General features: G+C 63.3%; 21 protein-coding genes. 9 read left to right on the top strand and 12 right to left on the bottom strand.

Annotation, left to right across the window (positions count from 1 at the left end; all coding sequences use genetic code 11):
* Positions 1-138: 138 nt before the first annotated feature.
* Positions 139-966 carry a hypothetical protein gene (locus EA473_RS13720; protein WP_124196228.1) on the bottom strand — a complete coding sequence of 276 codons (828 nt, stop codon included), beginning with the start codon at positions 964-966 and terminating at the stop codon, positions 139-141.
* Positions 967-1,313: 347 nt separating this feature from the next.
* Here EA473_RS13720 and EA473_RS13715 point away from each other — a divergent pair, with 347 nt between their 5' ends.
* Positions 1,314-2,015, top strand: a complete 702-nt coding sequence (locus EA473_RS13715) for a phosphatase PAP2 family protein (RefSeq protein WP_124196227.1) — start codon at positions 1,314-1,316, stop codon at positions 2,013-2,015.
* 1 nt (position 2,016) lies between these two features.
* On the opposite strand, the gene EA473_RS13710 is transcribed toward EA473_RS13715, so the two are convergent.
* Entirely contained in the window at positions 2,017-2,793 is a 777-nt protein-coding gene (locus EA473_RS13710; protein ID WP_124196226.1) for a hypothetical protein, read from the bottom strand.
* 200 nt (positions 2,794-2,993) lie between these two features.
* Between EA473_RS13710 and EA473_RS13705 the strand changes: the two genes are divergently transcribed.
* The gene (locus tag EA473_RS13705) at positions 2,994-3,773 is read left to right on the top strand and encodes an AAA family ATPase (RefSeq protein ID WP_124196225.1); all 780 of its coding nucleotides are present in this window, start codon (positions 2,994-2,996) and stop codon (positions 3,771-3,773) included.
* Positions 3,774-3,892: 119 nt separating this feature from the next.
* Here the strand turns inward: EA473_RS13705 and EA473_RS13700 are convergent, their stop codons facing one another.
* Positions 3,893-4,240 (bottom strand): hypothetical protein, encoded by a 348-nt coding sequence (locus EA473_RS13700; RefSeq protein ID WP_124196224.1) that lies wholly within the window; start codon positions 4,238-4,240, stop codon positions 3,893-3,895.
* A 170-nt stretch (positions 4,241-4,410) separates the two neighbouring features.
* On the opposite strand from EA473_RS13700, the gene EA473_RS13695 reads away from it, so the two are divergent.
* The 4 genes from EA473_RS13695 to EA473_RS13680 all read left to right on the top strand — a co-directional run bounded on the left by EA473_RS13695 (position 4,411) and on the right by EA473_RS13680 (position 7,422).
* Positions 4,411-5,049 (top strand): reverse transcriptase-like protein, encoded by a 639-nt coding sequence (locus EA473_RS13695; protein WP_124196223.1) that lies wholly within the window; start codon positions 4,411-4,413, stop codon positions 5,047-5,049.
* 67 nt (positions 5,050-5,116) lie between these two features.
* Positions 5,117-5,575 (top strand): DUF2240 family protein, encoded by a 459-nt coding sequence (locus tag EA473_RS13690; protein WP_124196222.1) that lies wholly within the window; start codon positions 5,117-5,119, stop codon positions 5,573-5,575.
* Between the two features lie 23 nt (positions 5,576-5,598).
* On the top strand, positions 5,599-5,994 hold the full coding sequence (locus EA473_RS13685) for a hypothetical protein (RefSeq protein ID WP_124196221.1): 396 nt from the start codon (positions 5,599-5,601) through the stop codon (positions 5,992-5,994).
* Positions 5,995-6,294: 300 nt separating this feature from the next.
* Complete coding sequence (locus tag EA473_RS13680) at positions 6,295-7,422, top strand: ATP-binding protein (protein ID WP_124196220.1); 1,128 nt, start codon at positions 6,295-6,297, stop codon at positions 7,420-7,422.
* Between the two features lie 23 nt (positions 7,423-7,445).
* On the opposite strand, the gene EA473_RS13675 is transcribed toward EA473_RS13680, so the two are convergent.
* The 3 genes from EA473_RS13675 to EA473_RS13660 all read right to left on the bottom strand — a co-directional run bounded on the left by EA473_RS13675 (position 7,446) and on the right by EA473_RS13660 (position 9,823).
* Complete coding sequence (locus EA473_RS13675; protein WP_124196219.1) at positions 7,446-7,691, bottom strand: hypothetical protein; 246 nt, start codon at positions 7,689-7,691, stop codon at positions 7,446-7,448.
* A gap of 521 nt (positions 7,692-8,212) precedes the next feature.
* Positions 8,213-8,908: a nucleotidyltransferase domain-containing protein gene (locus tag EA473_RS13665; protein WP_124196218.1), complete on the bottom strand. Its 696-nt coding sequence runs from the start codon at positions 8,906-8,908 to the stop codon at positions 8,213-8,215.
* 249 nt (positions 8,909-9,157) lie between these two features.
* On the bottom strand, positions 9,158-9,823 hold the full coding sequence (locus EA473_RS13660) for an HAD family hydrolase (RefSeq protein ID WP_124196217.1): 666 nt from the start codon (positions 9,821-9,823) through the stop codon (positions 9,158-9,160).
* A gap of 314 nt (positions 9,824-10,137) precedes the next feature.
* Here EA473_RS13660 and EA473_RS13655 point away from each other — a divergent pair, with 314 nt between their 5' ends.
* Positions 10,138-11,895, top strand: a complete 1,758-nt coding sequence (locus EA473_RS13655; protein WP_124196216.1) for a cation:proton antiporter — start codon at positions 10,138-10,140, stop codon at positions 11,893-11,895.
* Positions 11,888-13,582, top strand: coding sequence for a cation:proton antiporter domain-containing protein (locus EA473_RS13650; RefSeq protein ID WP_124196215.1), 1,695 nt, complete (start codon positions 11,888-11,890; stop codon positions 13,580-13,582). The genes EA473_RS13655 and EA473_RS13650 overlap by 8 nt, the downstream gene beginning before the upstream one ends.
* A gap of 128 nt (positions 13,583-13,710) precedes the next feature.
* Here the strand turns inward: EA473_RS13650 and EA473_RS13645 are convergent, their stop codons facing one another.
* The 3 genes from EA473_RS13645 to EA473_RS13630 form a co-directional block, all read right to left on the bottom strand.
* A complete protein-coding gene (locus EA473_RS13645) occupies positions 13,711-15,387 on the bottom strand; it encodes a cation:proton antiporter domain-containing protein (protein ID WP_124196214.1) in 1,677 nt (558 codons plus the stop codon).
* The gene (locus tag EA473_RS13640) at positions 15,380-17,113 is read right to left on the bottom strand and encodes a cation:proton antiporter (protein ID WP_124196213.1); all 1,734 of its coding nucleotides are present in this window, start codon (positions 17,111-17,113) and stop codon (positions 15,380-15,382) included. The genes EA473_RS13645 and EA473_RS13640 overlap by 8 nt, the downstream gene beginning before the upstream one ends.
* 284 nt (positions 17,114-17,397) lie before the next feature.
* Positions 17,398-17,823 carry a VOC family protein gene (locus EA473_RS13630; protein ID WP_124196212.1) on the bottom strand — a complete coding sequence of 142 codons (426 nt, stop codon included), beginning with the start codon at positions 17,821-17,823 and terminating at the stop codon, positions 17,398-17,400.
* A 201-nt stretch (positions 17,824-18,024) separates the two neighbouring features.
* Here EA473_RS13630 and EA473_RS13625 point away from each other — a divergent pair, with 201 nt between their 5' ends.
* A complete protein-coding gene (locus tag EA473_RS13625; RefSeq protein WP_124196211.1) occupies positions 18,025-18,393 on the top strand; it encodes a methylglyoxal synthase in 369 nt (122 codons plus the stop codon).
* Positions 18,394-18,503: 110 nt separating this feature from the next.
* Here EA473_RS13625 and EA473_RS13620 read toward each other — a convergent pair whose 3' ends face one another.
* From EA473_RS13620 to EA473_RS13610, 3 genes are all read right to left on the bottom strand, one after another.
* Positions 18,504-18,683 (bottom strand): hypothetical protein, encoded by a 180-nt coding sequence (locus EA473_RS13620; protein WP_124196210.1) that lies wholly within the window; start codon positions 18,681-18,683, stop codon positions 18,504-18,506.
* 260 nt (positions 18,684-18,943) lie between these two features.
* On the bottom strand, positions 18,944-19,642 hold the full coding sequence (locus EA473_RS13615) for a helix-turn-helix domain-containing protein (protein WP_124196209.1): 699 nt from the start codon (positions 19,640-19,642) through the stop codon (positions 18,944-18,946).
* A gap of 482 nt (positions 19,643-20,124) precedes the next feature.
* On the bottom strand, positions 20,125-23,271 hold the full coding sequence (locus EA473_RS13610; protein ID WP_124196208.1) for a bacterio-opsin activator domain-containing protein: 3,147 nt from the start codon (positions 23,269-23,271) through the stop codon (positions 20,125-20,127).
* Positions 23,272-23,346: the final 75 nt, after the last annotated feature.

The following is a 23,346-nucleotide window of genomic DNA, read 5'->3' as shown; positions in this document are numbered from 1 at the left end:
TCCCCAACCAATGTGTTATATTTTTTTCATCCGGAGTGAACAGACCTGCTGGCCTGAACGTCCGTCGGGAGAAGACAGTCGACTGTCGGTCAGTGGCGATTCCGCGGTCAGAACCCGAACCACCTTCTATCGCGATTCTCATCCGACTGTCGATCCGGCTGCCATCCGATAGCCGAGCGGGTAAACGATGGCGAGGAGGACGACGACTGTCCCGAGCGCCACCAGCCCCGTCCGGTGAACGTACGGAATCGGCCGGGCATCGCCCAGGACGACGTGCATCCAGATCGGAACCGCGACCGTCGCGCCGACCCAGACGACGGTTCCGAACAGCAATCCCGAGAGGAGACTCGAGGGGAGGGGACGCGATCCGGTGACGGCGGTGACGGCGAAAACGAGGGCGGCAAACGCAGCGCTCCCAGCGAGACAGAGCGCAAACAGGACCAGCCAGCCGACGCGAGCGCTCTCGGCACCGACCAGCGTCGACATCGGTTCGATCCCATCGACCGAGATGAACACGAGGCCTGCGGCGACACCAGCCACGATCCCGGCGACGGCGATCGCGTAGCCCGTGGCGACGATTCGCGTCGCCGTCGGAACGGGTGCTCGTCGGTCGGCGCTCGAGCGTATCCGCCCGGTCACGACACTCGCGCCCGTGAATATGCCGATCGCCACGAGAAAGAGCAAAATCGACGCCGCGGTGGCCTCGAGCGGTCGCGTCGCGATGGGAGGCTGGTCGAGCGCGTAGTGAAACGCGAACAGGTTGGCCCACTGGGAGTCGTGCAGCGCGGTCAGTTCGCTTTCGAGAACCGGCGTCACGTAGTGAACGTCGGGAAAGAGCCCCCACAGACCGCCGATCGCGACGAGCCACAGGTGACGACCGTGGTGACCGTCCCGCAGCGCCAGTGGCATCGCCAGCAGGACGACGAGCGACGCACCGACGAGAAAGTGGACGATTGCTGGGGCCATGGATGTCGGTTGGTTCGATGTCTGTCGGGACGAGCGTATACCTCGGCTGTCCCTGTTCGCGGGTTTTTCACGGCCACCCGCCGGATTGTGGATTCCGTGGCCGACCGTCCGGCAGCTTGCGGATTGCGTGGCCGGCCGCCCGCCGGTTTGTGGGTTCCGTGGCGGCCGTCGAGTCGACCGTACCCGCTCGTCGCCGCCAGTACGACCACAGCATAAATAGAGGCCCTGCTTGAGATGGAACGGGCAGTGACGAATTCGCTCAAGAGTTAACTACCGGGCCGGTGTAGCGAACCGACGACTCGACTCGAGCCGACGATTACGACCTCGAGTCGCCCCGCGTTGCCAGTATGAACCGAGACGTCGGCGTCACGGAGCTGATACGATCGATCCTCCCCGAGTGGATCGTCCCGGTGTTCGAGACGACCGCGTTGCTCGGCGACGAACTGGTTGCCGTCGGCGTCCTCGGCGTCGTCGTCGCCGTCGAAGTCACCCGGTCGATGCACCGCGATTCCGACCGCGCGCTCTCGAGTGAAACGGCAATGCTTCTCGGAATCGTCCTCGGCGGACTCGCGCTCACGCTCGCCCTGAAGACGGCGTTTGGCTTCTCGAGACCGCCGTCGTCGCTGCAGGCCGTCCCTCGAGAGAGCGGCGGATTTCCGAGCGGGCACACCATGGCGGCGACGGTGCTCTGGCTCTCGCTCGTCCGCTGGAGCGACCGGGGGACAACTCGCCTTCGACTCCTCGTCGCAGTCGGCGTGATCGGACTCGTCGGGTTCTCGCGGCTCGCTCTCGGCGTCCACTACCTCGTCGACGTGCTCGCCTCGGTCGGCTTCGGCGTCGGCTACCTGTTGCTCGCGGAGCATCTGGTCGGGGAGGAGCCGATCCGGGCGTTCGGACTGGCGACGGTTCTCGGCACCGGCGCGCTCCTCGTGACGGGGGGAACGACCGACGGCTGGCTGGCGTTCGTCGGTTGCGTCGGCGGCGCAGCGGGATGGTGGGCGATAAACCGACCGATCGCTCGAGAGATCTGGCTGACGGCGACGCGGTAGCTCACGACCCGTCCGCGCCGTCGGGTTCGTCACGTCGATCGTCACCGTCCTCACGCCCCCGGTGTTCGGCGAGCGCTTCGTCGACCGTTAGCTCCCCGGCGGCGACCCGACGCGCCAGTAGTTCGTCGATCGCCCGGTTCTCGTCGCTGCGTTCGCGCGATCGATCCTTGATGAGCTGGAGTTCTCCCTTCGTCGGTTCGATCTCCCGGCTCTCGACGACTTCGCCCTCGAGGCGGGCGATGTTCACCGCGGCGAGGACGTCCTCCATTCCGCGTGCGCCGGTCCCGAGATACGGCGTCGTTCCGGTTTCGTCGACGAGTTCGACGCGGACGTCCTCGAGGTCGTTGACGAGCGTCGCGCTCTGGAGCCGCGAGCCGTCGCCGATTCGGACGACGGGGTCGGTCGCCTCTCTCACCTCGCGTTCGATGACGCCGACGGCGTCGGCGAGCGGAACCTGAAAGACTGCGACGACCGTTCCAACGTTGAGTACGGCGATACCTGGCTTGCGCCCCGGATCGACGCCGATGACCGTTCGACCGGCGTCGCCTCTGACCGACGACAACGCTCGATCGACGCCTCGACGGGGGTCGTCGGGGTCGGCGACGATCGTCGGTACCCCGCCGAAGGCGTCGGCGTGACTCCCGTCCGTCACGACGACGGTCGCTCGCTCCGGTAGCTCCTCGTCGGGTTCGACGGTCGTAAACGTCGCACCGCGGTCGCGCAGCTCGTTGACGACGCCGTGGTACACCTCGAAATCCGACGTGGCGACGACGATCACGTATCGGCGTTCGTCTCGAGAGCGAATAAACGTGTTCGACCGCCCGGGGCGGTCGGCGGTCTACTCGTCTTCGAGCCGGAAGTTCCGATCTGCTCGTCTTCCCTCGGATGTTTCGGTCTGCTCGTCTTCGCTCGGATTCCGCGGCACACGGGGCAGACGCGTTCCGGGGGGTTTTTGCGCGAACGATCCGAACGGAACCCGTGAACGACGAGCCGATTTCGACCGGCTGTGACCCGGTCGACGAGTTACTCGGCGGGGGATTCGAGCGCGGAACCGTCACGCAGGTGTACGGACCGCCGGCCGCGGGCAAGACCAACGTGGTGCTTTCGGCCGCGGTCGAAACCGCTGCAGACGGCGGGACCGTCGTCTACATCGATACGGAGGGGATCTCGATCGATCGCTTCGAGCAACTGCTGTCGGCTCGAGTCGATGCCACCCCATCGAAGACCGCGGGTGTGACCGGCGAACTCGAGGCCGATCCGGATCGAACGGGAGGCGACGAAGACGAGACCGTCCAGTCGGTCGCCTCCCGGATCGTCGTCGAGGACGCGCTGGATTTCGAGGAGCAAGCAGAGGCCGTCAGGGACGTCGAGGAGTTCGCCGAACGGGCGGATCTGGTCGTTCTCGACAGTGCGACCGGATTTTACCGCCTCGAGCGAACCGAAGACGACGACGGCGGTGAATCGCTGCGCCGCGTCGCCCGGCAGGTGACCCATCTCCTCTCGCTGGCTCGCAAACACGACCTCGCGGTCGTCCTCACGAACCAGGTGTTCGCCGATCCCGACTCCGATCGAACTCGAGCGCTCGGCGGGAACACCTTAGAACACTGGACCGGCGTCGTCGTTCGCCTCGAGCGCTTTCGGGGTGGCAACCGACGGGCAACCCTCGAGAAACACCGATCGAAACCGGTCGGGGAGTCTACCACGTTCCGGATCACGGACGCCGGAATCGACGGCGAAGACGGCACGGCTCACCACTGACATCCTGCTGGTTGGCACTGATATCCTGCTGGTCGGCACTGACATCCTGCTGTCGGCGGTTCCCGCACACCTGCGACCCGGGCGGCGGTTGCGCGGATATATCGGGACAGAAATCCGTCTCAGTCGTGGATCTCCTCGAGTACTGACACACCAGATCCGGGTTTGGACTCCCACTCCCACTCGTCTTCGATCCTGAGTCGGCCGTCCTCGAGGCGTTCGACCCGGCCGACGGAGTGTCCGGTCGCCGTTTCGCCGTCTTCGGTTAGCTGGGCGTACCGGATGTCCAGTCGTTCGCCGTCGAACGTCCCGACCAGATGTCCGTCGACGATTCCGTCGCCAGCGTAGTTCGCGTAGACGCGGTTTCCGTCCTGTTCGTAGCGAAACCGGGTGTCCGACCCGACGTCCCCGCTATCGCTGTTTTCGACGCCGACGAACGTCCGTCCGTCGAGCGAGATATCGTCGTCCATGCGATGACCACTCGCCGGGGGTGTGAAACGGTACCGATCCGGCGCTGAGAGTGGTACCTCCCGCCGACTGACTGTGTTGCGGTGGGCAGCGACCGAAAGCACAGACTGATGCCGTGGTTGATGTTAACGCAGACAGAATAGTTAAGTGGAGTAGGAACTTACACGCTACTATGGCCGCTCACGGCCGGCCCGCACTGCGGGACCTGTTCGACGAGTCGCCCACCCCTCACATCGCCCATCCCCCGCGAACCCACCACCGAGACTTCTACGTCGCGACCGACGGGTCGTTCCGGACGTCCGGTGGTGGGCTGGGTGCCGTCATCGAGACGCGCGATGGGACTCGCGTCGCCCGAATCGCGACGGCGGATACGCCCCCGGACAACAACGTCGCCGAGTATCGGGCGTTGCATCTGGGGCTCGACGTCCTCGCGGCACGGGCTCCTCGAGACGTGAGTGTCGGCGTCCTCGTCGACCACGACGCGCTCGCGAGCAACGTCAACAACGCCGTTCTCGCGACGAACCATCCGGAGGGAAAATCGCCGCGACCGCTGTCGGTCCCGGCGGCGACCGGCTACCACTGGCGAGGCATTCAGGCCCGTCTCAGCGGGTTCGGTGCCGTCCGTGCCGCCCGAATCGACAGCGATCAGAACCCGGCACACCCGCTCGCGAACACGCCTGACCGCTACGAACACGTCAACAGCGAGCCCGACCGCTGCGTGCTTCCGGACCCGATCGAACACACGGCGACGGAGTTCCCGCCGCCGTCCCGGGCCGACCGCAACGGCGGGAGCGGGCGCGCGTCCGATTGAGTGTACGAGCGAGGTCGACCACCGTGAACCGTCATCGTTTTCTCGTGTGTCGAGAGAGTCGTCGTCGATGAGCCTTCGCGTCGCGGTCGCCGCACCGTTCATCCAGAACGGCACGTCACGACTCGAGGAGAGCGAGTTCGTCGTCTCCCTCTCGCTCGAGCGCGACTGGTTTTCCCCCGATCAATCGAAGCGACTGATCGACGTCGCCGCCGGCGAAGGGTTACTCGAACACGAGGGCGACGAACTCGTCGCCGCGTTCGACCCGGGCGAGATAACCGTCCCCGAGGAGTTCGTCCCCGACGAGGACCTGCTCCGCGAGCGATCCGCCTTCGAGCGCGTCCTCGGCGACCTCGTCGCCGAGGGGATGGAAAAACACGAGGCGGTGGGTGCGATCAACGCTCTGCAGAGCGAACTCGAGGTGACGATCGAAGCCGCCGCCGTGGTGTACGCCCGACGAGAGGGAATCGACGTCAGCGAACTCGTCCCGGTCGCGAAAGACGCGCTGGCCGCAGACGAAGCTGGTTAATCCCTGCCGGTCCGACGGCCCTCATGGTCGAAAAACGGATCACCGACGGCAAACGGATCGCCCAGTTGCTCGCGTCCGAACTCGAAGGCCGCGACGACGGCGAACTCGAGTCGGTCGCGGTGGCGAACGCCGACCGGGACGTCGAGCCGACGGCCGGCGGCGCTCGCGCGTACGACGTCACTCGAGGCACACCGTCCGGATCTGACGAACGGATCGCCCGCGTCTTCGTCCACGAGGATCACGCCAGACTCGAGTTTTCGGTCGAACCGGCCGTCGCGGCCGAGGCGGCCGCGGACGTCGACCTGCGCGTTCGGTCGAACGAGGGTGAGACGTCGCGGACGAGCGTATTGCTCGAGTCCGGCGCGGCGGTCAAGCGGGCGACGGACGTCGTCCAGGCAGTGGTTCGAACGCACGAGTAGAGCGAAGTCGTCGCGGAGAGACTCGGTCTTTCTCTCGGGAGTTGTGCCAGAGAGTACGTGTAGCCGGAGAGGCCGTGCACGACGAACTCGACGACGGTGCCTGTTCGGTGTGATCCGTCACCCACCGCAATCCCGCCCGCCGGGCGCTCACGGGGAACGCGTCGAGGGTGGCAGGAGCATGCCGAATGTGAACAGGAGCACGCCGAATGTGAACCGGAATCGGACTGCCCTCGTCTATTTTCACATAATGACTCGTGGTTGATGAAAAGGTACAAGTTCGAGGTCGCGTCATACCTACCAATGAATTTTGAGGGGCGTCTCATCGAACGAGTCGGAGGGAGACGTATCATCATCCTCCTCGGGACCGTGTTCATCACGGCTGCGTTGATACGGGGATACCTCCGGGTCGACCTGGGTACGCCCCTGTCGAGTGCGGTTTTCGTCTCGGTCTTCGTCACCATCCCGGGCGTGGTGCTGGTCTACGGCGGCTATCGTCTCCCGAAAACCGACATCCACCCCGACTTTCACTCGACGGTGACGAAGTGGACCCTCGGCGGGTTCGTCTCTATGGTACTGTTCCTGATCGTGTACGATTTCATCGTGGAGGGCGGAATCACCAACCCTGACAGGGCGTTTACGATTCTACCCGCCTTCAGTTCACTCGCGGGATTCTGGTTGGGGATACGCGAGGGACGAACGGAGACGAGCAAACGGGAAGTCGAAAACACGATCGCACGCCTCGAGGAGTCGAACCAGCGCCTCGAGCAGTTCGCGTACGCGGCCTCACACGACCTCCAGGAGCCGCTTCGGATGGTGTCGGCGTACCTGCGGCTCATCGAAAAACGGTCGGACGACCTCTCGGAGGAGAACCAGGAGTTCCTCGAGTTCGCCGTCGACGGTGCCGACCGGATGCACGAGATGGTCGAGAGCCTGCTCGTCTACTCGCGAATCGATTCGGAGGGGCAGTCGTTTGCCGCGGTCGATCTGGACGACGTCGCGGCGGACGTCGTCACCGACCTGCAGGTGCGGATCGACGAGGCCGACGCCGAAGTCACCGTGGACGACCTCTCCCACGTCGAAGGCGACGAGGACCAGCTGTACCAGCTGCTTCTGAACGTGGTGAGTAACGCGCTCGAGTACACCGACGATCCGCCCCGGATCCACGTCTCCGCGGAGAGAAACGGGTCCGAGTCGGTCGTCTCGGTCCGCGACAGCGGAATCGGTATCGAGCCGGAGAAACAGGACGAAATATTCGAGATCTTCAACCGGTTGCACAGCCGGGACGAACACCCCGGGACGGGGATCGGTCTCGCGCTGTGCGACCGGATCGTCGACCGACACGGCGGGGAGATCTGGGTCGAATCCGAATCTGAACGGGGGTCGACGTTCTCGTTTACGCTTCCGACCGCAACTTCCCCCAACAACTGATCAGTCGGTCGCTCGAGGGGCCGTCACTCCGCTTCCATCGATGCGGGCGCTCGAGTCTCGGCTCCGAGCGCGAGCATACCGATGCCGGCGATGCAGTCGGGACAGTACGTCGCCGTGACCGGATCGTACCGGTCGGCAAGCGCGGCACAGGGCTCACTCGAGAGGAAAATCACCCGTTCGGCCGGAATCGGATCGCCGCAGCGATCGCAGACGGGGTCGGGCGGAGCCTCGACGCGTCCCGCGTCGGCGGCTTCGCGACCGGAACTCATCGGGATCGCCCCTCGAGGCGTGGGCGGCGGCGATTCGGGCGGCGTCGTTCGCCGTGGCTCCGGACGAACGGGCGCTCCGATCGAAGCGGCCGCTGTTCGAACGCGATACGTGACCGTCGTGCGAGAGCTTTTTGTCTCGGTAGCGGTAACGAAAGCATGGCAACCAGGTGTGAGCTTGGAAGCCACCCGCCTCGGGTGGTGCAACACCCGGGGCGTTTTCGCGTGCACGCCCCTGCTACGCATTTTCGGCGGGCAGCTTCCATCGTGACGTTTGTACTACACAATAATATAACTACTGGTATTTGTGAAGAAAGGCAGCTGTATTTAGATAACGGCTGCAATCGCCCTGGGACTGGAACGCATCGACGACCTCGAGGAGCCGGCACGCTTTCGTCAGTTGAGTTTCCCAATCATCGTCCCCACTGATCCCGGCCTCGAACTCTACGTGTCCACGACCGGCCATCTCGAAGGCATCTTGAGCGCGGGTGAGCGCGTCACGGATAGCAGCCGGGTCAGATCCATTACTCACCCTCACCACACTCCGTAAGGAGCAGGTTTTCGACGGTCGCGAAGTCATCAGTCCTGTAAACTGGAATGCCAGAGACGACAATTTCACGGATATCTTCTGTGTACGTGGGGATCGCTTGTACTGTTTCGACATCGATATCGTAGGCGTACCTGTCCCCATCAAATTCTTCCTCTTCGAGGTCTCGAGCGACTGCATTTGCCTCGCGTTGGTTTGCGGCTCGGTTCTTCCGGGTGAGCACCCACAGGTCGATATCGCTGCGCCGGTCGGCCTCGCCACGTGCGACACTTCCGTACAGGACAACCGCCAAGAGATCATCGAGGGCAGTAGCGAGACTATCCACGGCGGCTTTCACCGGTTCTTGAAAATCGGCCTGTGGGATTCGGAGAAGCGGATCGTCTGGAATTGATAGCCGTTGCCGATTGATCTGGACGAGTCGCTGATTTCCGTCCGGGGATTCGACCACTAGGTCGTTCTCGATTAGGGTGTCGATGGCTCTGCGAACGGTCTGCTGAGAATGTCCTATTTGGTTTGCAACCTCCCTGAGTGAGAACTGCCTGAACCGGTGGTTAGTTAAAAAGAGAAGAGCATCATCTGTTGCCTTTCTCTTGAACAAATCGGGGTCCAGTACGGGTATAGACAAGGATATCGAAGTTCCATTGCCGCCGTCAGAATTCGTCTGATGGCTCATATGCCACCAAACGGCTCACTCCTATAAAAATTTTATATTGATAGCTGGTGTGGATTAACAGTTGCCGATCCGTTCGGCGACGTCGGTAACGGTTCGTGGCTGATCCATGTGAGAGCACCTCGAGTTCGACGCGTCGGAGCACAGTGTCACACAGTACGAAACTTATATGTGAAGAAATTTCGAGTAGTGGTACAGCAGAGCGGAAGAACGGTCCGAGCCAAAGACGATCTATTGTACCGATTTACCGGTTCACGTCCGCTCGAGGTCCGCGACGATCGTCGGTACCGCCGTCGTGACTTCCGCCTGTTCGACGTGGGCGACGGCTCGAGGGTCGGGGTCCGGCCCGTCCTCGAGGAGGACCTGGATCGCCCGCATGCCGACGTTCGTCGCGCCCGCGACGTCGGCGTCGACGTCGTCGCCGACGTAGACGGCGTCCGCGGGGTCGACGCCGAGTTCGTCCGCGATCGCCTCGAACGCGCGCGGATCGGGTTTGCCCGCCTCGAGTTCGCCCGTGACCAGCGCGGCGTCGAACGACCGCTCCCAGCCGAGGGTCGCGAGTTTGTCCCGCTGGGCGCGGACGGGACCGTTGGTGAGCAATCCGACGCGGTACTCCGCTCGTAGCTCCTCGAGCATCCCCTCGACCCCCGGCAGGGGTTCGATCGCGTCGGCGATCGTCTCCCGGTAGGCCGTCGCGAGTGCCGCCGGGTCCGCGTCGCTCTCGCGGCCGTCGAGCAGGTCGGCGAAGATCGGCTCGCGCGTCTCGCGGGTGAGGTTCTCGCGGTGGGCCTCGACGTACTCGGCCCGACTCAGGTGGGGCGCGTCGGTCGCGTCGACCGCCTCCTGGAGGATCGTCTCCCTGTCCCGGCGCGGCACTGCAAGCGTGTAATCGAGATCGAAGACGATCGCCCGTGGCATGGGTGTCAGAGAGGACTCGAGGGAGTTGAAGCTATCCCTTCGATCCGACCGGCTCGAACGCCACGACGGGGGATCTCTCGAACGGTTCCGGGCGGAAATCGGCTAACCGTGTGATGGTGGCTCGCGACGGTAACGGGTACGGCCTCTCGTAGCGACTTCCCGGTGGAGCCATAATCCGTCTTCGGCCCCACCGACAATGACGTCCAGTAGTCCGAACCTACCGCGTCCGGGGTCGGCGCTCGAGTCCGACTCGAGTCTCTCGCACAGTAGGTATCGACACCGTTAATTCGCCAGACCTGATTCGTCCGTACGACATGGTCGCCGAGCCGGCACTCACCGCCGATTTCGCAATCATTCTACTGAGTGCGACGTTCGTCGGCTTCCTCGCGAAGAAGACGGGCCAGCCGACGATCATCGCCTACATCCTCGCGGGAGTGGTGCTGGGTCCGGCTGCCCTCGGCATCGTCCAAGTGAGCGAACTCACCGAGTTGCTGTCCGAACTCGGACTCGCGTTCCTCCTGTTTCTGCTCGGGATCAAGATGCGCCTCGACGAGGTCCAACACGTCCTCAAGCCGATCGTCAAGATCTCGATCCCGCAGATGGCAGCGGTTTTCATCGCGGGCGCGGGCCTGTCCCTCGCGCTCGGCTTCGACCCCCTCGAGGCGTTTTTGATCGGACTCGCGGTGATGTACAGCTCCACGGCGGTCGTGATCAAGATGCTCACGGACAAGGACGAAGCGACCTCGCTGCACGGCAAGATCGACGTCGGCGTCTTGCTCGTCCAGGACATCGTCGTGGTCATCATTCTGGCGGTACTCGCGGCCGGACGACCCGACGATCTGGCAGAAGTCGCGACGACGCTCGCCATCGTGCTCGTTTTGGTCGCGTTGATCACCGTCGCCGCAATCCTCGCGTCCCGGACCCTGCTGCCGATCGTCTTCCGGCGGATCGCCGACAACAAGGAGGTGTTTTTCCTCGTCGCAGTCTCGTGGGCGTTCCTCTTCGTGTTCGTCTCCGACAACGTCAACCTCTTTCTCGCGCCGCTCGGTATCGAGGCGTACCTCTCGATCGAGATGGGGGCATTTATGGCAGGATTGGCCATCGCACAGCTTCCCTACAGCAAGGAACTACAGGATCGGGTCAATCCACTGACCGACCTGTTCGTCATGGTGTTTTTCGTCTCGGTCGCACTCGACCTCGAGGCGGCCCAGTTGCTGGCACACTGGCAGGAGGCGATCGTCGCCGCGCTGGTGTTGATGCCCGTGAAGTTCCTCGTCTTCTTCTATCTGATCGACTGGCAGGGCTTCGATCACGAGACGACGTTCCTCGGCTCGATCAACATGATCCAGGTCAGCGAGTTCGGCATCATCGTCGCCGCCGTCGCGTTCGAAGGCGGGTTCATCGAGCCGGAAGTGCTCGGGTTCATGACGCTGCTCGCCATCTTCACGATGGGCGTCTCGGTGTATTTCATCGAGTTCAACCACGCGCTGTTCGAACGGTTCGAGCCGACGATCAACAGGTGGACCGGCGACGGAGAGTTCGAGGGCGGGAAACGGGAGTACCGTGACCACGCCGTCGTCATCGGCTACGACGAGGTGACGAAAAACGCCCTCCCGCTGCTCGCGGATCGCTACGAGGACGTCGTCGTCGTCGATCGTACGGTCAGTCACATCGAAGCCCTCGAGGAAGAGGGGTACGACGCGATTTACGGGGACTTCCGGAACTCCACGATCCGGAAGGACGTGGCGGTCAAAAAGGCCGATTTCGTCCTCTCCTCGTCGGTCCAGCCGGAAGTGAACAAGGCGCTGCTCCGAGAAGTGAGCGAGGACGCGACGGTGTTCGTCGAGGCCAACCGAATCGAACACGCCCGTGACCTCTACGACGCCGGTGCTCACTGCGTCGTCATGACTCCCTACCTCGCGGCAGACAGACTCTCCGAGTATCTCCGGGCGTACCTCGAGGACGATGTGGACGTCCTGGAAGCGGCGATCGACGGTGACATCGAACTGCTGGCGACGCCGGAACTCTTCCCGGACGTCAACGGACGGCTCGGGGGTGGTGGCGATGAGTGAGCTACTCACCGCAGTCTCGATCCTCTTCATCGTAACTGGACCCCTCCTGGTCGTCGCGAATCGATTCGATCTGCCGACGGTGCCGGTTTTCGTCGTGGCCGGGGTCGTCGGTGGCTCGGTCATCGACCCGGACATACTGCTCGAACTCGCGTACTACGGGATTGCGCTGCTCGTGTTCACGTTCGGAACCCGGATCGATCTCGCTGCGATTCGGTCGGTGCTCCTCGACGGCGAACTGGCAGCGATCGGCCAGATTCTCGTCGTTGGCTCGCTCGGCGTCGGGATCGGCGTAGCCCTCGGAATTTCTCCGACCGAGGCGATTTACGTCGGTATTGCGGCCGCGCTCTCGTCGACGATCGTCGGAACAGCGCTGTTACAAACGGAAATAAATCAGGGACTCGTTCGCGGTCGATTGGCCTCGTCGATCCAGTTCGTACAGGACCTGATCGCAATCCTCGCGATACTCCTCCTTGGTGCCGGTACCCTCGAGTCCGGCTACGTGGCGACGGCGATCGCCGGCGGCCTCGCGTTGCTTCTCGCGGCCGTCCTCGTCAACCGATACCTGTTCGACGCCATCGGACGGTTCGCCGGCAGCTCTGACGAACTCATGATTCTTGCGGTCGTCTCGTTGCTCGCCGTGTTCGTCGGCGCGGCCGAGTTCGCAGGTATCTCCATCGTCGTCGGCGCGTTCGCGGCCGGTCTCGCCGTGCGTCACGACCCGGTCGAGTATCTCGGGCTATTCAACGGTCTCCAGTCGATCAGGGACTTCTTCGTCGCCATCTTCTTCGTCACGATCGGCGCACTCGTCGTCTTCCCGTTCATCGGCGACATCGGATGGGCCGAATCCGTCGATAAGTTGGTGCTCGTCGCCGGGCTCGTCGTCCTGACCGCGGTGGTGAAACCGGCCGTCACCACGGCGATACTGATCTACCGCGGGTACGAGGCCCGGTCGGCGACGCTCGCCAGCCTCAGTATCGACCAGATCAGCGAGTTCGCCCTGATCATCGCCATTCAGGCGTTCCTGCTCGAGGCGCTGAGTTCGGCCGTCTTCGACGCGATCATCCTGGCTGCGGCGGTAACGATGGTGACCTCGAGTCTGAGCCAGCGGTACGACGAGGAGATCTACCGCGCCCTCGCGAACCGCGGCGTGGTTTCGGGCCGACACGACCGGGTCGACGAGTGGAGCGACGTGCCGGACGACATCGCCGACCACGTCGTGATCGTCGGCTACGGTCGGCAGGGACAGAAAGTGGTCGAAACCTTTGAAGAGCTAAATCAACCCTACGTCGTCATCGAAAACGACCCTGCCCGCAGGGAGATCGTCAACAGGGAGTGCGACGCCGTCGTCGTCGGGGATGCGATGGAGAGCTACACCTGGGAGAAGGCGAACGCAGTCGACGCACGACTCGTCGTCTCGACGGTTGATTCGCGACCAGTCTCACGACGTATCCTCTCGCTCGGCCTCGATGCCGACGTGACGCTGCGGGCCGGCGATCGAAAGACCGCTTTGGAACTCGTCGACGAGGGCGCGTTGTACGTCGGCCACCCGGATCTGCTCGCGGGCCAGCAGTTGGCCCAGCAGATTCGCGACCTGTTCGACGGCGACCTGACGCGCGAGGAACTCCGGGAGAACCAGCGAGCCGAACTCGAGCGACGCGCCGATCACGTGCCGCTTCACCTCCGGTAAGTCGAACGGTCCAGCGGTTACTCGACCGGTGTTTTGGATGACGATGGACGTTTCGCCGTCATCGAGTCGACTTCGACGCGGGACGATCGCTCTCAGCGGTATCTCCTGGTAAGGGTCGTCTCCTCGAATTATCGGTTACCGAACCGTGCATCGAGCTTGTACCGTTCGAGGGTCTCTAGCGTCTCGAGGTGTTCGGCTCTCGCGTCAGCTTCGTCGAGTTCCCCACGTACCACGGCTTCGACCGTATCCGACAGCTGATCTGAGGCGAGCACGTTCGGGACGCTGACGTACGTCACGTCCGAATCGAGCAGTTCGTGGGCCTCGACGGACGTTTCCGTTCGGAGGACGAGATCCGCGTCGGTTTCGATCTCGAGAAGCGCCTCCGAAAGGGGACGGTGATCGACCGTCGAGACGACCAACGCGGCTGCACCGATCCTGGCTTTCTCGAGGGGATACCGCGACATGGCGTCGCCGAACACGTAGTTTTCGCACTCGGCGCGCATGTCGTCCCAGAGGACCGGGTCGTTCTCGACGACGACGTACTCGGGATCGAGTCGTTCGCACGTCTCCACGAGGCGACGGCCTTGACGGCCGTAGCCGACGATCACGATGTGGTCGGTCAGGTCGGATTCGACATAACTCCGATCGTCGATCTTTTGCGTCTGACGTTCCTCGAGAATCCGTCCGACTATCGATCGGTAGACCGGTTCCTCGTATCTTCGCGCGACCGACGTCAGGATCATCGTTGCCGCCGCCGCGAGGATGATCGCGTCGAACAGCGCCTCCGTGATGGTCCCGAGCAACCACGCCTGTATCGCGACGACGAGCGAGAGTTCGCTCACCTGATTGAGGCTCGTACTGGCGAAAAAGGCCGTTCGGGCGTCGTACCCCTCGAAGACGAACGCGATCATGAGAACGAGCGGATTGACGAAGAGGACGAGTACAGCGAGCGTGGCGGCGACGACGAGCACCTCGACGCTCGGAATCGAGACGAGCGCCCCCAGGGTGACGAAGAAGATCGCCACGAAGAAGTCCCGAATCGAGGCGATTCCGTTGCGGACGCCGATCGACGAGACGTCGTCGCCGCGGACCGCGATGCCTGCGGCGAACGCGCCGACGACGATCGAGACGTCGGCGAATTCGGCACCCGCGATAAAGGCGATGAGGATCGAGATACTCCCCATCATGACGAGTTCGTCGGAGCCGCCCGCGAGGCGGACCAACAGCGGAAATCCGTGACGATAGACGAGCAACGCCGCGAGCAGGAAGATGACGCCGAAGCCGATCTTCGAGGTTACGATCGTCGTCGTGTACTGATCGGCTGAGAGTACGACGATCAGCCCGATCGCGAGCAGGTCGTCGAAGAGGTGGACGGACGATGCGAGTCGTCCGTACACCAGGTTGTTCCGAATCTCCTGTTCGAGTTCCCGCGCGCCGACGATGGTCGAACTCAACGTCGCAGCGACCGCGAAGTAGACGGCGTTCTCTACGCCGTACCCGAACAGGGTCGCGACGGCGAACGCGATCGGGCCGACGACGACGAGTTGCGTCACCGCGGCGGTTTCGGCGTCTCGAATAACTCCTTCGACCGACCCGAAGTCCGTCCGGAAGCCGAACGTAAATACCAGAAACGCGATGCCCCATTGAGCGAGTTCGACGAGCTCCGGATCTTCGATGAACCGTCCCGTCACCAGTCCCGCGACGAGGAAGAAGGGAATCGGTGACAGCGAGAGCTGGTTCGCGATCAGCAAGAAGAGACCGGCGGTGATGAAGACGACCGCGAGCGTCGTAATCAGTTCAGTCATCGTCGTCACCCCCCGACTGTGTTCGTGAGAGACGACGCGGCGTCTCACCGTTGACGCGCTGCTGTATTCGATCGATGTCAGCCTCGATCGAGCTCCGAAACGCGTCGCGGTCGGTAAAGTACTGTTCTACGTACTCGCTCAACTTTTCGCCGGTCAGGTGTGTACTCATCACGACGTACGCGGCACCGCGATCGTAGAGATCGCGCGCGTCGTCGATCCGTTCTGCTTCGACGAACACGGTCGTCTCGTCGGAGACTTCGTCCAACAACGCGCGATTGACGTCGGGCTGGACGGTCGAACTTAGAACGAAGGATGCACCCTTCAAGTTCGCCTCCTTGCGTATTTCGCCGTGACGGAAGTCGCCGTAAATGTACTCGTACCGATCGGCTTCCGCCAGCGCGTCGATGTGGTCGGTTCGTCGGTCGATGATCACGACCTCGCCGTACTCGTCTTCCAGAATCGGGAGCGCGCGCTCGGTGATCTCGTCGTACCCGATCGCGATCGCGTGATTCGAATACTTCTCGAGGTCGACGTCCCCTTTCTCCTCGGACTCGAATCGGCTGAACCACGGTTTCACACGATCGTAGATCGCGTGATTGTAGTTGATGATGTACGTCGAGACGCTCATCGTTAGCAGTGCCATCAGGCTGAGATAGCCGAGAACTTCCGTGCCGATGAACTCACGGCTGACGGCGAGTGCGCCGACGACGAGCGAGAACTCGCTCACCTGGACCATGTTCACCGCGCCGAGAAACGACGTTTCGACGCTGAACTCCTCCCGGTCGATCAGGTAGAACATGATCCAGAAGTTTCCGATCATGAGGACGACCGAGGCGACGATCGCCTCGAGCCAGTACGCGAGCAGGTCGCCGGCTTCGAGGCGCAGACCGATGCTCGCGAAGAAGACGAGGATGAAGAAGTCGGTGATCGGCGTGATTCGATCCTCGAGTTCCGTGCTGTAGGGCAACTGGGCGATGCTGATGCCGGCGAGGAAGGCACCGACCTCGAGGGAGAGATCGAACTGTTCGGAGACGGCGATGAACAGGAACGCCCACGCGATGGCGACGACGAGGAAGACGTCCTTGTCGTCCGCGATCCGGCGAAACAGTCCCGGCAGGAGGTACCGCGAGGAAGCGATCGAGAACAGTCCGATGAACGCCATCATAACGGCGATGACCGCGAGCGTCGTGGCAATCTCACTCGCGCTGCCGAGTTCGTCGGCTCCGAGCAGGGCGAGGACGACCACGAGATAGATGTCCTGGACGATGAGGACGCCGACGTCGATCTTTCCGGGAAGGGACGTGATCTCGTCTTTGTCGGTGAGTATTTTGACGATGATCGGCGTCGCGCCGAAGACCGTCGCCAGGGCGATCACGACGATCTCGGTTGGATCGAATCCAAGCGCCCACGCGACCGCGAGCGCGAGCGCCGTTTGGAGAATCGTCTGCCAGACGGCGATATTGACGATCGGTCGAAGGATTTCCCTGATGTCCTCGAACCGCATCTTCATTCCGAGCAGAAACAACAAAAAGCCGAGTCCGAGTTCGGCCATGCTCTCGACGAGGCCCTCTTCGGTGACGATTCCGAACATCACCGGGCCGAGAATCAATCCGGTCAGAATGTAGGCGATGATCGTCGGCTGTCCCGTCTGTCGGGCGACGAGGCCGACAGTCGTCGCGACGACGACGATGATCGCGAAATCGGCAGCGAGAGCAATTTCACTCATCGAGTGTCAGTTCACCTCCCCCTTTGTGTATCCCGACTTTATGCGTTGTCTTCCGTGCCGTATTTCGCCGCGATTCATTCGCGATCCGCCGACGACGAGCGTCCGACGTGACCGAGAAACTGCTCGGGACGGTCGCCAAGTACGTCGTCAACGAAGCGCCAGCCGACGTCTTCGTCGTTCGTCCGGACGCCGTCCTCGAGTGACGGGACCGGTCACGGCTGGCGGATTTCAGCGACTGACTTACAGCCGGGAGCACGAGAAACCAAACGATTCCACCCGTTCGGTCAGCGCTCGAGCAGTTCGACGAGGTTGTCCTCGGGGTCTCGGACGAACACGATGGAACTCCCGCTTTCGGTCGTTCGCGGCTCGCTGAGCGCGGGGACGTCCTCGGGCAGTCCGTCGACAAACGAGTCGAGATCGGGGACGGTGAGCCCGAGGTGTGCCGCCCCGGGCTGGTTGAGTCCCGTCGCCGGGGAGCGACGACCCTCGGGTTCGTACTCGACGAGTTCGATCCGTATTCCGTCGGCCTCGAGGTGAACGAAATCCGCACTCGCGCCGTCGACGTCGACGGCGTCGGAGAAGGCGTCTCCGGAGACGGTGAACCGATCGACGACCGAGAGGCCCAGGACGTCCCGGTAGAACGGAAGCGTGGACTCGAGGTCGCTGACGGTGATTCCGACGTGGTGCGCGCTAAGATCTGTCTCGGACATACCCACCTCTCGCGCGACCACCGAGGTAAATGGTTCCGTTCGGGTGGGCTGTGACGGGGTGGCGTCGTACTCGAGTCCCGGCGAGGTGGCGCCGTACTCGAGCCGCGGCGGGATGACGACGTGCAGATGGATCGCGGTTTGTGCCTGGTCGTTCGCTCGCGTAGCACCACACCTATTTTCGGTTCGAACGAACCGTGGGGTATGACGCGCGTCGCGCTCATCGCTCACGACGAAAAGAAGCCTGATCTCATTGACTTCGCTCGAACGCACGAGGATCAGTTGCGTCGCTACGAGTTGATCGCCACCGGGACGACCGGTAAACGGCTGACCGAGGAGACGGATCTCGAGGTCGAACGCAAGGAATCAGGGCCGCTCGGGGGCGACCTGATGATCGGTGCCGAGGTCGCAGCGGGGAAACTGGACGGCATCGTCTTTCTCAGGGATCCGCTTCGCGCCCAGCCCCACGAGCCCGACATCTCGGCGCTGTTGCGCATCTGCGACGTTCACGACACCGCGCTCGCGACGAACCTCGCCTCGGCGGCGTTTCTCATCGAGGGGCTCGCGGAGTAGGCTCGATTCTGCCTCGACTCGAGCGCGTCGTAACCGGCGAACTGCTGGCAGTCACCCTCCGAACGCGGGTAATACGTCGTTGTGTCGAACCAACGTGGAGATGCTCCCCGTCACCGGTCGGAGCCGACGTCGGTCAGCTGAAACAGCAGTTGTGGAACGATAACGCCGATTACGAGGACGATACCGATGATCGCGACCGAACTCAGTTCGGTAAAGCCAGTCAGCAGGAGGAAGACGACGGCAGCGATCAGGATGAAACCCCCCAGGATCTGGTTTTCTCTGCTTACCATACCTGCACGAATACGTGTCGTACGTATAAACTTTCCACCGCTTACTATCGACCTGCTCGGCCGAACCCTCGAGTGCGGAGGGCCACGGCCGCATATCGTTCATCGATCCGTCGGAGAGATCACCGCTCGGGGACGACGATCCCTCTCATACGGATTGCTGTACCGATCTCCCGGCGCACCCGCCGCCCGGGTCGCGGGTGCGCCGGTACTGATTTACAGTAAACCGTATCACAGTGGCCCGTATCAGACAGCAATCCGCATCACGTGAGCGAAGCCGTACAGAGTTCGCGAATCGCTCGCCGAAGTCGCTGGGAGATCGCCGACTTGGAGACGCCGAGTCGATCCGCGAGTTCGTCCTGTGAGATCCCCCGCGGAACGTCGAAGTACCCCTCTTCGTAAGCGACCGCGAGGAGGGTCTGTTGCTTTTCGGTCAGCGTAACGACGCCGTCGTCGCCGTCGTCGGAGACGCGCAAGTGCTCGACCGACACGGAGATGCCGTCGTCGCGACAGATCTCGTTGAACGCCACGAGCGCGTCACGACTCGGGAACCGAAACTGGGCGAGCCACCCGTCTCGAGAACTCGTGACCTCGAGCAGTCGACCGCCGACTTCGGCGGCGCTCGCGGTGAACGTCAGCGCGCGGTCGGTCAGCGTAACCCGGTAGACGCGTCTGTCCGGATATCGGTCGACCAGTATCGGCTCCCGGACCGTCGGATCGGTTTCGAGTGCGGCCTCGAGGCCGCCGAATTCGTCAGCGTGCGCAGTCACGAACAGGAGCGTCCGCCCGGTCTCGAGGGTCGTCCAGTACTCCGGTTTGACGGTGACGTCGGGGGCGCGTTCGAGTGTCGGTCGCAAGACGAGGTCGCTGTGGTCGAGGCGGACCTGTGCGACGATCCCGCCGTCCGCCTGGGATTGCAACGTCGTTCGATCGCCGTTCGTCTCGGCGAGTTCGATGCTCACCGAATCACCTCTCCGCGTGACGAGAACGCTGCGTAATCGGTCGTTACCGTGGATTCACTCATTAAACGGTTGATTAGAGCGTAGCCACATGGTCGGAGGGGCTATACAGCAAAGTCGTCGGTGATCGTCGCTCAATACTGATTCATCCGTCCGAAATCGAGACCGTTCGTCCGAGAAAGAAACACCCAGTTACTCGTTGAAATCCCTCTCGACCAGTCAGTAATAGCCTGATAAACGGGGCGACTGACCTGAAAGTCAGGCTGAATACAACCGGTCGATCGACTCGTAGGCACAACCGTCAGCGATGGCCCAGTACAATCGTGTCTGTACCGGAGAGTCCGTGTGTACCGATTTACTGGTGGGTCGCCCCCGGCCGGCGATGACGGATCGCAGACCGTCTCATACGGATTGCTGTAACTGTTTACCGGAGCGACCGGGCGCCGTCCCGCGGTCGCTCCGGTAATGACGTACAGTAAACCGTATCACTCCTCGCTCACTCGTCGGTCGAACAGCAATTCGAACAGTTTTCGCTGTGCCAGACGCGAGTGGCGGCTAAACGTCGGCTGGGAGACGCCGAGGGACTGTGCGATCTCCTCGCCCGTGCTTTCCCGCGGCCACTCGAAGAATCCGCCGTAGTACGCCGCCTCGAGCGTTCGCAGTTGTCGTTCGGAGAGTCGATCCCGCAATTCGGCGTCGAACGTCCGGGCCTGGGGGCCGGATCGGTCCCGTTCCCGCCGAGCGAGCAGTTCCGCCCCTCGATACGTTCGATCGAGCATCCGAACGAACGGGCGAACCGCAACGGCGTTCGGTAGTTCGAGGACGATTCTCGTTCGGTCGTCGACGGGGGTGATCGACCGAATCGTGCCCCCGTAATCCGCGATTTTCTCGGCTATCGTCGGCGTATTGAGGACGAACTCGACCGGAGCGTCGATCGAGTCGGCGTCGAGTCGGCGCGTCGATTCGACGGCGTCGATCGCTTCGGTCGCCGACTGGAGCGGGCCGTCGCCGGGGACCGTACAGTAGACGGTCGATCCGCCCGACGACCGAGGGACGGCTGCTCGGACCTCGACGGGGCCGCCCAGGTGGTGTGCGATCGTCGACAGCGGTTCCTCGGGGTCGCGGAGGACCACCTCGAGTTCGACGGTGGCCTCGGAGAGCAACGCGCGTTTCCGTTCGATCGCGACGATCGCACAGGCGGCGACCGTCGTCAGGTGTCGGCAGATCTCTCGCGTCCGATCGTCGAACGACGACGGGCGATCCGCGAATGCGATCAGCGTTCCGTACCGAAATCCCTCGTACTCGATCGGCACCCACAGCACGGATCGGAGCCCGCGTCTGAGGGCCTCGCGTTTCCACTCCGACCGTTCGTCGGGTGGCTCGTCTCGAACGCGTTCGAGGTCCGCGATCACGGTTGGCTCGGGCCGGTTCGAAGGCGCGTCGGTTTCGTCGTCTCCGCCCACGTCGGCCGGAATCGTCACCGAGGTGAGGAACTCGGCGTCGTCGCCGGCCCAGGTAGACGGCGTGATCGCATCGCCTCCCGTGTCGACCCGTCCGACCGTCGCCAGCGCGATCGATCCGGTGGATTCGGCGGACGTCAACGAGGCAACCGCTTCACACAGCAATCGGTCGACGTCGGCTTTCGTCTCCGCAGTCAGCATCGCTCGCTCGTCGGCTCGAAGGCGATCGTACCGGTCGACGAGCGTTTCGAATCGCTCCCGTTCGTAGTCGAACTCCCGGATCTGCAGACGGCTCTCGAGCGAGTGGAGTGCGATCGACGCCGCGTCCGCGAGGGCCTCGATCGGGCCGAGATCGAGGGATTCGAACGCCAGCGGTTCCGTGCTGGTTGCGAGGATCAGGTTCTCGTCGTCTATCGGGAGGGCGAGGACGCGGTCGGCACGAACGCCCGCGCTTGCGAGGAGTGGTTCCGAAATCGATGGATCGGTGACGACTGCGCCATCGTCCTCGAGAACGCCCTCGATCCGCGTGCCGTCTACCGACACCGGCGGCGGGTCGGGTCTCGGCCTCGAGTCGGCCGTCGAAACCGCAACGGGTTCGAGTCGGTCGCCAGCGAGTCGGTACCAGCCGACGAACACACCACCCGTGGCGGTGAGAACGGCGTCGACGACCGACCGGTGGATCCCGGAGATAGTCTCGACGTGGCGGAGTTCTCCGAGCACGTCGGTGACGGCCGAACGCAGCGTTGCTCCCGAGCGCCGTCGATCCCGGACCACGCAGACCGCCCCGTCGCGGTCGGAAAACGGCGTCACGAACACGTCGACCGGCCGATCGTCGCCGGTCGTGAGCGTCCCAGACACCGGTTCCATCCACCTGACGGCGGGCGATTCCAGTCGGTCGCGTACCGCCGCGGCGAGTTCGTCGTCGAACACCTCGTCGATCTCCCGGCCGATCAGCCGCTCGGCCCCGGTCAGTTCGAACAGGGCCCCGTTCGCCAGGTGGATCGACGCACCCTCGAGGACAGCCACGCCGTCACCGAGAGCGTCGATCGTCGACTCGAGGAGGTCGAGACGGTCTGCCTCGCGGTGAGATTCGTCCGGAACGTCGTCGCCAGTCGATTCCCGCGCGTGTATCGAGACTCCGTCTTCTCCCGGGAAGACCGAAACCACGATTCGACCTGCGAACTGGGGATGCGTGGTTTCGAACTCGAGGGGTTCCCCGCTCGCGTTCGCCTCTCGAAGCCGCTCTCGAAAGACCGAACGGACCGCGTCCGGAACGGCGTTCCAGACGGCAGTTCCTCGCTGTGGCTCCGCGTCGAACAACTGCCCTGCAGCCTCGTTTGCGTACACCACTTCGAACTCCGTCCCCAGTGTACACACCGGATCGCGAAGCCGGTCGATCGCCGTCTCGAGTGCGTCGTTCGTTGCCACCGCTTCCGAGACGGTTCCGACGAGGCCCTCGATGAGGGGATCGTCGAGGCGGTTGACGACGGTCAGTTCGGAAAGCGGCCACGTCCCGTCGTCCGCCCGAACCCGGACGTCGACCCTCTCGCTCGAGCCGAGGGGAGATTCGCTGACCCGGGCGAGCGTCTCGCGAACGCGCTCGCGGTCGTCGGCGTGGACGAGTCGCGTAACTGGCGTTCGCTCGAGTTCGTCGGGGGTGTATCCAGTTCGACTTTCGGCGGCCGAACTGGCGTACGTCACCGTTCCGTCTGTCTCGAGGACCACGACGACCGCGTCGGCGTTCTCGAGGATCGATCGGTATCGCCGATCAGGTCGCTCGTCGACGCGGCGGTATCCGCTGGCCGCGTTCTCGACGCGAGCGGCGACGACCGGCCGGGCGTCGGTCGACTCGATGACGTCCGTTGCGCCCGCTTCGATCGCCGCCCCCGACGACGTTCCATCCGTAACGGCCACGATCGGAACCTCGCCCGCGTACGCCGCGAGGTCCTCGAACGTCGAGTCGATTTTTGACGGATCGAACTCGCAGACGACACAGTGGATCTCGGTCGAACGCAGGCGTTCCCGCGCCTCAACTGTCGTCCGTTCGTGCCACAGCGATTCGTGACCGAACGCCGACTCGAGGACGTCGACGGTGTCTTCGATCGCCACCGATTCGCCGACGGCGAGGACGTTGTACACGTCGGAAACGGCGGCCGTAGCGCTGTCGCTCACCGGATGCTCACCCCTGATTCCGCGAGAACTGACTCGAGACGGGCGGCCACGGTGGGTTCCGATTTTCCGTCGAGT

This window comes from Natrarchaeobius chitinivorans (genome assembly GCF_003841505.1).
In the GTDB taxonomy this organism is placed as follows: Archaea; Halobacteriota; Halobacteria; order Halobacteriales; family Natrialbaceae; genus Natrarchaeobius; species Natrarchaeobius chitinivorans.
Note: the sequence above shows the minus strand (reverse complement) of the source record. Positions and strands in the feature narration are given on the sequence as shown.